Genomic DNA, 7,890 nt, shown 5'->3' with positions numbered 1-7,890 from the left:
TTAACAATATATCTCATCAATACATTAGAAAGTTACAGATAGACTTGAATAATAGACCTAAGAAATGTTTAAATTACTTGACACCTAATGAAGTACATTTTGGTATCTCTATAAACATTGAGAATACAATCTAGCAGATAAGTCGATTTTTTTATATATGATTGCGAGTAATAATTTCTATAAAATAGATAATCTGAAAGTAAATATTTATAAATAGGAGTTTATCTTTTATAATGTAGTGAAAATTATAGATCAAGCGAATGCTCCGATAATTGTATGAAAGAGATATCTAATATAAAAGTAAAAATTGAGAGTGGTACAAAGTACACTACAGACCATGGTTTTCATGCCGTTAAAGATGGTATTAGAAACAAAAAAGAAAACTCTGTACATATACGCAAACCAGAATGGTTAAAAGTAAAAAAACAAGATTCAAAAGAGTATTTAAAAGTTAAGTCAATAACTAAAAAACATAGATTATCGACGGTTTGTGAAGAAGCAAAGTGTCCAAATATCAATGAGTGTTGGTCTCATGGAACAGCTACAATTATGTTGATGGGTGCTGTGTGTACTAGAGCTTGCAAGTTTTGTTCAGTAGATACAGGTAATCCAAAAGGATGGCTAAATAAAGAAGAGCCTCAAAATACAGCCGAAAGTGTTAAACTTATGAATCTTGAATATGTCGTATTAACATCTGTAGATCGTGATGATTTAGAAGATGGTGGAGCAGGACATTATGCAGCTACAATTACTGCTATAAAAAATCTTGATGGGAACATAAAGGTTGAGGCATTGACTCCTGATTTTGCTGGGGTTAAAGAAAATGTTGATAAAATTATTAATACAAAAGTTGATGTAATAGCTCAGAATATAGAGACTGTAGAGCGTTTGACTCATCCTGTGCGAGATCCAAGAGCTGGATACTGGCAGACTTTGGAGTTTTTGAGATATGTTAAACAAAAATCTCCTAATCTCCTGACTAAAACTAGTATTATGGTAGGTCTTGGCGAGACTGATCAAGAAATATATAAGACTATGGATGATGCGCGTAGTGTGGGCGTAGATATAATAACTCTTGGTCAATATATGCAGCCTACTAAACATCATTTGAGTGTAGAAAGATTTGTTACGCCACAGCAATTTGAAGAATATCGTAGAGTTGGACTTGAAAAAGGATTTTTAGAAGTAGCATCAGGTCCTATGGTTAGATCAAGCTATAGAGCAGATAGAGTTTTTAAAAGAAATAATCTAGACTTATAAAATAATAAAACATAAAGGTGAATTTAAAATGGCAAAAATAGCTGTAGTATTATCTGGATGTGGTTATCTAGATGGCTCAGAGATACAAGAGACTGTTTTAACAATACTAGCATTAGAAAAACAAGGTGTAGAATGGCAAGGAGTTGCGCTTAATAAAAATCAAAAACATGTTATCAATCATCTTCATCAAAGTGTTGATAGCAAAGCATCTCCTCGAAATATTTTAGAAGAATCTGCACGTATCACTAGAGGTAATGTTATCGATATAGCAGATGCAGATAGTGATGAGTATGATGCAATCATTTTTCCGGGCGGTTTTGGTGCAGCCAAAAACATTATGGACTTTGCATTTGTTGGTGACGAAAGTTATCAAATGAATCAAGATGTGTTGACTTTTGCGCGAGCTTTTTATTTGGCAGGTAAACCTGCTGGATATATATGTATTGCACCATTGATGATTCTCTTAGTATATCCAGAGGGTACAAAAGCAACTATCGGTACAGATGAGAATACATCTGCTATCCTAGAGAAAAAGGGTGCAAAAGCTATTCTTATGGATGCGACAGATATATGCGTTGATGAATCTGTAAAAGTTGTGTCAACTCCAGCATATATGTGTGCTAAAAATATTTTAGAAGTATCTCAGGGTATTGATAAATTAGTAGAAAAAGTAGTTAGTTATATATAAATAAAGTAGGTGTAAAAATGGCAGGTCATAGTAAATGGGCCAATATTAAGCATAAAAAAGCAAAAGAAGATGCTAAAAGAGGAAAAATCTTCACAAAGCTTATTAGAGAAATAACTATTGCTGCAAGGTTAGGGGGTGGAGATAAGGATGCAAACCCACGCTTGAGAGCAGCCATAGCAACGGCTTTTGCTAATAACATGAGTAAAGATACTGTTGAGAGAGCTATCCTTAAAGGTGCAGGTGGTGATGATAGTGCTAATGTTGAAGAGGTGCGCTATGAAGGTTATGGACCGGGCGGAGTTGCTATAATAGTAGATTGTATGACTGATAATCGTAATCGTACTGTAGGAGAAGTTCGTCATGCCTTTACAAAAAGTGGTGGTAACTTAGGTACTGATGGTTCGGTTGCTTATATGTTTACTAAAAAAGGTATTATTTCATTTGCTCCAGGTGTTGATGAGGATGCTCTTATGGAAGTAGCTCTTGAAGCTGGCGCAGAAGATGTTATTACTCATGAAGATGGTAGTATAGATGTCTTCACAACACCTCATGATTTTTCTGATGTGCAAGAGGCATTGATCGCAAAAGGATTTAACTCTGATAATGCTGAAGTAACTTTTGATGCAGAAACAAAAGCCGAGCTTGATATCGAAATTGCTGAGAAGGTTATGAATTTGATTGATAGATTAGAAGATCTTGATGATGTACAGAATGTATATTCTAATGTTAACTTCACTCAAGAGTTAATGGAGCAGTTAGGATAGTTTTTTCATATTTTTTATGTAATGACAAGTTGAGACTTGTTGTTACAAATGTTATTTGTAATATCTAAAAAGCTTCTATCTATTGGGAATTATCTGTAATAAAATTTTTATAAGTTTATTTAAGGTTAGAAAGTCTATAAATGGTAATCTTAGGAATAGATCCAGGTTCTAGAATAACAGGTTTTGGGATCATAAAGATTCATGATAATAAGTTATACTATGTAGCAAGTGGTTGTATCAGGATTACAGAAACGGGTACCGCTAGAAGACTTAAACAAATTGCTGATGGCATTACAGAAGTTGTAAGTACTTATGCTCCTACTGAATCAGCTATAGAGCAGATCTTTATGTTCCAGAATCCTGGCGCGGCACTTAAGCTTGGACAAGCTCGAGGAGTAGCGATGTGTACACTTGCTATTAATAACCTTGAAGTATCAGAATACTCAGCTAAACAAATCAAGCTAGCTGTAGTAGGAACCGGTGGTGCTGCTAAGTCTCAAGTTCAACATATGGTACAATCAATACTAGGCTTAAGCAAAAAGCCGCCTGAAGATGCTGCAGATGCTTTAGCTATAGCGATATGTCATTATCATAGTAGTAAGTCTTTAGCTAGAATTGCCGGAGTAAGTCGAGTATCTCAAAAAAGAATTAGATAAATCTAGTAAAACTGTTTGTCTAAAGCTAAATGCAAATCTATAATAGTTTTAACATAAAAATTACGCTTATCAAATTATGGGAACTAGATATCTTCAAGCTTGTACAGTTTGGCTTATTGGTGCAACATTTTTCTTTTATGAATTTTTCTTAAGAGTATTACCAAATTCATTACATCAAGAGATTGTCGATAGCTTTCAGGCAACTGCGTTTAGCTTCTCATTATTTGGGGGTGCTTTTTATCTTTGTTATTCAGCGTTGCAAGTCCCAGTAGGCTTTATATTTGATAAATACGGTATAAAAAAATCACTATTTTTTGCAACTATTGCTTGTGCTTTGGGAGCTTTATTATTTTCTTTAACGTCAAGTATATATGTCGCGATTTTTGCTAGATGTTTGATGGGAATTGGTGCTACGTTTGGTTTCTTGGGATTGCTAATAATCTCAACTCAGTGGTTCCCTGTAAGGTATATGGGCATTTTATCTGGATCAACACAGATATTAGGAACTCTTGGTCCAATCTTAGCTGGAGGACCATTATTATTTTTTGTTAGCTATTTAGATAGCTGGAGATTAGTAATATTAATATCTGCCATTGTAGGAATCTTTTTAGCGGCTTTAATATTAATATTTGTTAAAGATGGTGCTAAAGCTGCAGAGACTTTGAGTAAGCAAGAAGTAAATAGTGAAATTAAAGGCAACCTTTTAAATAAGAATTTAATTATGATATATTTTTATGCTTTCTTTATCTATTGTTCTATACCTACTTTAGGGGCTATATGGGGTGTGAGTTTGTTAGAGACTAAGGGCTTTACGGCAACACAAGCATCATACTCTGTAGCTTTTCTATGGTTAGGCTTAGGTATTGGTAGTCCATTTTTTGGATTTTTATATGACAAATTTAAGAATAAAGTTAATATGTTGTTTGTAGTGTCTTTATTAGGCTTTGTTTGTGTTTGTGTGTTATTGTTCATGGATTTGAGCCATACAATGAGTATGATAATATTATTTTTGATAGGTTGTGCTGCTGCTGGTCAAACATTATCATTTACAGTAATTGCTAACTATAGAGCGGAAAAACCAAAGTCTATATTTTTTGGTATAAATAATACAGTTGTTATGCTTTCTGGGTTTGTTGTTCCTCTTATCGTTGGGATTTTAGTGAATAGTTTCGACTTAAATATTTCTGCTGCGCTTATAATTCTTCCAGTTGCATTTTTAGTGGCGCTCATGGTTAGCTTGAAACTAACTACAATTCAAAAGTGCTAAGGTATAGATGATGATTAGTTTTATTAAAGGTACTTTGATTGAAAAAGATCCTACAGCTTTGCTTATAGATGTAAATGGCTTAGGATATGAAGTTTTTGTTCCAATGACTACGTTTTACTCATTAGGTGAAATTAATAGTCAAATTAGTCTTTATACGCATTTTGTAGTTCGTGAAGATGCTCAACAGTTATATGGTTTTAAAACAAAGGTTGATAAAAAAGTCTTTCAAGAATTAATAAAAGTAAGTGGAATAGGTGCTAGGACAGCTATTGCAATATTATCAGGTATGGATTCGACAACACTTTTGCATTGTATCGAGAATAAAGATTATGGGTTGTTAGCTACTGTACCGGGTATTGGCAAAAAAACAGCTGAGCGTTTAGTTGTTGAGATTTATGATAAATTATTAAAAATGGCAAATGAGATTTATAGTCAGTCATCTGATGCTTCAGTATCTGTAAATACTAATAATTCTCAACAAGCTCAAACACCAGCGGCTATTTCAAATTCAATCTTTAGTGAGTCAGTAGATGCGCTTTTAGCTCTTGGCTATAAACAAAAAGATGCAGAAAAAATGATTCGTGGTACTATTGGAGAATCAAAAACAGCTGCAGAAGCAATTCGCAAGGCTCTTCAAGGGTCTATAAGATCAAAAAATAAATAATCTAAGGAATTTAAAATGATATTAGCTATAGCGTTGATAGTGCTATTAGTCATTTGTGGTATAGTGCCGTTTTTTATACTTAATAAAAGATCTATAGAAACAAAGCATATTCGGACTCAATTTGAAGATTATAAAAACTCAGTACAGCAAGAATTATTATCTTTGCGTAGTAAAGAATTAACTTTTGATACACTTTTAGATCAAGAGAAGCAAAAGAATTTAGCGTTAAAACAAGATAATACTCTACGTATAGATGAGCTTAAGCAGGAGCTTAAAGAAGAGAGAGAAAAGTCTTATAGCTATATCGAAGAAATAAAAAACTATAGGTCTCAAGTATCAATGCTTGAAACTCAGCTTAAAGAACAAAATACTGCTATGCAAGATAAGCTAGAGTTGTTACAAAATAGTGAGGCCAAATTAAAAACAGAATTTGAGAATTTAGCTAGTAAGATCTTTGAAGATAATTCAAAAAAACTTAATGAGCGTAATCAAGAAAGCTTAAATAGTGTTTTAAATCCTGTACGTGAACAGTTAAAAGATTTTAAGCAAAAAGTAGAAGATGTTTATGATAAAGAGTCTATTGCTAGAGGAGCTTTGCAGAATGAGCTAAAAACTCTCAAAGAGTTAAATCAAAAGATGACTGCTGAGGCTCATAATCTCACAAATGCTCTTAGAGGTAGTACAAAACAACAAGGTATCTGGGGTGAGATGGTGCTTGAGAATGTCCTTGAGAAATCTGGTCTTCGTGAAGGTTTTGAGTACTTCTGTGAAAAGCATACTACTGATGATGAGGGTAAAGCATATCGTCCTGATGTGGTTGTTAAGTTACCTGATAGTAGAGATATAATTATAGATGCTAAAACTTCATTATTTGCATACAATGACTATATGGCTGCAGATGAAGAGCAAAAACAAGCTCATCTAAAAGCTCATATAAGATCTATTCGTGAGCATATAAAAGGTCTTGCAAATAAAAGCTATGAAAACTTAAAAGGTATAAATTCGTTAGATTTTATATTTATGTTTATACCTGTGGAAGGCGCTTTATTAGTGGCTTTGGATAATGATACTAATCTTTATGATGAAGCATTTAAGCAAAAGATCATCTTAGTTAGTCCTACAACTTTACTAGTAGCATTACGAGCAGTTGAGAATACTTGGCGCTATGAAAAGCAAGCTCAGAGTATTACAGATATCTATAGTAGGGCAGAAGAGTTATATAAAAAGTTTGTCGGTTTTGTAGAAGATCTAGAAAAAGTTGGCAAATCTATTGCTGATGCTAATAAGTCTTACGAAAATGCTTTTAGTAAGCTAAAAACAGGCCGTGGAAATTTAATTGGTCAAGTTGAAAAGCTAAAAGTAATATCAAATATAAAACCTAAAAAAGAGCTTGAGAATAATCTAGTTGAAAATGCTATGGGAGATAATGAGTAAAATATGAATCTTTGCAAGAAAACATATTATTTTATAAAGTCGTTTTGGGAATATTTAGGACAATCACAAGACAAAAATTATTGTATTTTACATATTGTAGTAGGTATTACTGTTTTATTTCAGATTATAAATAGTAATTTTGTGCATACTAAATATGGACTTAATGCATGGGCATATATTCATATGCTTAGTGGATTAGGGTTAGCAGTTTTAAGTGTACTATTGCTTATTATGTCATTAGACAAAAGAGGTTTAAGATACTATTTTCCATATTTGTATGGTGATTTCTCAGTGCTAAGAGAAGATATATTAGAGTTGAGAAAATTTAAATTACCTAATGCTCGTAGTGTAGCATTGCTGCCATAGTCCAAGGTTTAGGTTTATTAGCTTTGACTCTGGCTTGGGTTACAGGATTTTTTTGGTTTACGGCTTGGAATTATCAGTCAGCATATATTGATAGTTTAAAATCTATCCATAAAACACTTGTTAATCCTGTTGAGATATATATTTATACTCATGCTCTAATGGGAATTTTGCATTACATTTTGCAAAGATATTTCCAAGTAGTATAAGTGACGTTAAATAATTATTAAAAGCTAGATTGTATTCTCAATGTTTATAGAGATACCAAAATGTACTTCATTAGGTGTCAAGTAATTTAAACATTTCTTAGGTCTATTATTCAAGTCTATCTGTAACTTTCTAATGTATTGATGAGATATATTGTTAAAGTTAGTACCTTTAGGTATAAATTGTCTGATATACCTATTCATGTTTTCATTAGTACCTCTTTGCCAAGGACTGTATGGATCAGCAAAGAATACTTTGATGCCAGTCTTGCTAGTTAGCTTCTTATGTTTAGCAAACTCTTTACCATTATCAAATGTAGCTGTTAATATTTTATGACCATTAGATACTTTGTACAATATTCTATTGATTGAATTAGCTGTTCTATCTATAGACTTGGCTAAAATAGTAAATCTGCTAGCTCTATCGACCATTGTTACAATAGCACTTTTATGGTCTTTACCAACAATAGTGTCACCTTCAAAGTGATAAAGATTTTTTCTATTAGCACTGCTAGGTCTTTCAGAAATACTCGCTCTATCCTTTATCTTAACTTGTTTAGAGTCACCTTCTTTTTTGTATTTATATTG

The 7,890-nt window shown here is 32.8% G+C and carries 10 protein-coding genes and 1 pseudogene; 10 read left to right on the top strand and 1 reads right to left on the bottom strand.

The features are described from left to right. The 10 genes and pseudogenes from F8C69_RS11445 to F8C69_RS10705 form a co-directional block, all read left to right on the top strand. Positions 1-134, top strand: a pseudogene (locus F8C69_RS11445) (IS30 family transposase); the annotation flags it as partial. Positions 135-276: 142 nt separating this feature from the next. Next, complete coding sequence (gene lipA / locus F8C69_RS07540; RefSeq protein WP_159184774.1) at positions 277-1,260, top strand: lipoyl synthase; 984 nt, start codon at positions 277-279, stop codon at positions 1,258-1,260. Positions 1,261-1,288: 28 nt separating this feature from the next. Continuing rightward, the gene (gene elbB / locus F8C69_RS07535) at positions 1,289-1,948 is read left to right on the top strand and encodes an isoprenoid biosynthesis glyoxalase ElbB (RefSeq protein ID WP_159184773.1); all 660 of its coding nucleotides are present in this window, start codon (positions 1,289-1,291) and stop codon (positions 1,946-1,948) included. A gap of 17 nt (positions 1,949-1,965) precedes the next feature. Further along, positions 1,966-2,712: a YebC/PmpR family DNA-binding transcriptional regulator gene (locus F8C69_RS07530; RefSeq protein ID WP_159184772.1), complete on the top strand. Its 747-nt coding sequence runs from the start codon at positions 1,966-1,968 to the stop codon at positions 2,710-2,712. 140 nt (positions 2,713-2,852) lie between these two features. Further along, the gene (ruvC, locus tag F8C69_RS07525; RefSeq protein WP_159184771.1) at positions 2,853-3,368 is read left to right on the top strand and encodes a crossover junction endodeoxyribonuclease RuvC; all 516 of its coding nucleotides are present in this window, start codon (positions 2,853-2,855) and stop codon (positions 3,366-3,368) included. A 76-nt stretch (positions 3,369-3,444) separates the two neighbouring features. Then, entirely contained in the window at positions 3,445-4,635 is a 1,191-nt protein-coding gene (locus F8C69_RS07520) for an MFS transporter (protein WP_159184770.1), read from the top strand. Between the two features lie 10 nt (positions 4,636-4,645). Beyond that, the gene (ruvA, locus tag F8C69_RS07515; protein WP_192189676.1) at positions 4,646-5,299 is read left to right on the top strand and encodes a Holliday junction branch migration protein RuvA; all 654 of its coding nucleotides are present in this window, start codon (positions 4,646-4,648) and stop codon (positions 5,297-5,299) included. A gap of 15 nt (positions 5,300-5,314) precedes the next feature. Continuing rightward, positions 5,315-6,733, top strand: a complete 1,419-nt coding sequence (locus F8C69_RS07510) for a DNA recombination protein RmuC (RefSeq protein ID WP_159184768.1) — start codon at positions 5,315-5,317, stop codon at positions 6,731-6,733. Positions 6,734-6,736: 3 nt separating this feature from the next. Continuing rightward, complete coding sequence (locus F8C69_RS10710) at positions 6,737-7,099, top strand: hypothetical protein (RefSeq protein ID WP_234384165.1); 363 nt, start codon at positions 6,737-6,739, stop codon at positions 7,097-7,099. Between the two features lie 23 nt (positions 7,100-7,122). Beyond that, positions 7,123-7,305 carry a hypothetical protein gene (locus tag F8C69_RS10705; RefSeq protein WP_234384166.1) on the top strand — a complete coding sequence of 61 codons (183 nt, stop codon included), beginning with the start codon at positions 7,123-7,125 and terminating at the stop codon, positions 7,303-7,305. 24 nt (positions 7,306-7,329) lie between these two features. Here the strand turns inward: F8C69_RS10705 and F8C69_RS07500 are convergent. Next, on the bottom strand, positions 7,330-7,890 hold a 561-nt coding region (locus F8C69_RS07500), incomplete at its 5' end, for an IS30 family transposase (RefSeq protein WP_159183759.1).

Source organism: Francisella noatunensis subsp. noatunensis, assembly GCF_009823375.1.
In the GTDB taxonomy this organism is placed as follows: Bacteria; Pseudomonadota; Gammaproteobacteria; order Francisellales; family Francisellaceae; genus Francisella; species Francisella noatunensis.
The sequence above is the reverse complement of the archived record's forward strand: the minus strand, read 5'-3'. Positions and strand labels throughout refer to the sequence as shown.

Bases quoted from the DNA above. Each gene is read 5' to 3' on its own strand.
- F8C69_RS10710 (WP_234384165.1), top strand. From the start codon at position 6,737: ATGAATCTTTGCAAGAAAACATATTATTTTATAAAGTCGTTTTGGGAA.
- ruvA (WP_192189676.1), top strand. From the start codon at position 4,646: ATGATTAGTTTTATTAAAGGTACTTTGATTGAAAAAGATCCTACAGCT.
- F8C69_RS07520 (WP_159184770.1), top strand. From the start codon at position 3,445: ATGGGAACTAGATATCTTCAAGCTTGTACAGTTTGGCTTATTGGTGCA.
- ruvC (WP_159184771.1), top strand. From the start codon at position 2,853: ATGGTAATCTTAGGAATAGATCCAGGTTCTAGAATAACAGGTTTTGGG.
- F8C69_RS07510 (WP_159184768.1), top strand. From the start codon at position 5,315: ATGATATTAGCTATAGCGTTGATAGTGCTATTAGTCATTTGTGGTATA.
- elbB (WP_159184773.1), top strand. From the start codon at position 1,289: ATGGCAAAAATAGCTGTAGTATTATCTGGATGTGGTTATCTAGATGGC.
- lipA (WP_159184774.1), top strand. From the start codon at position 277: ATGAAAGAGATATCTAATATAAAAGTAAAAATTGAGAGTGGTACAAAG.
- F8C69_RS07530 (WP_159184772.1), top strand. From the start codon at position 1,966: ATGGCAGGTCATAGTAAATGGGCCAATATTAAGCATAAAAAAGCAAAA.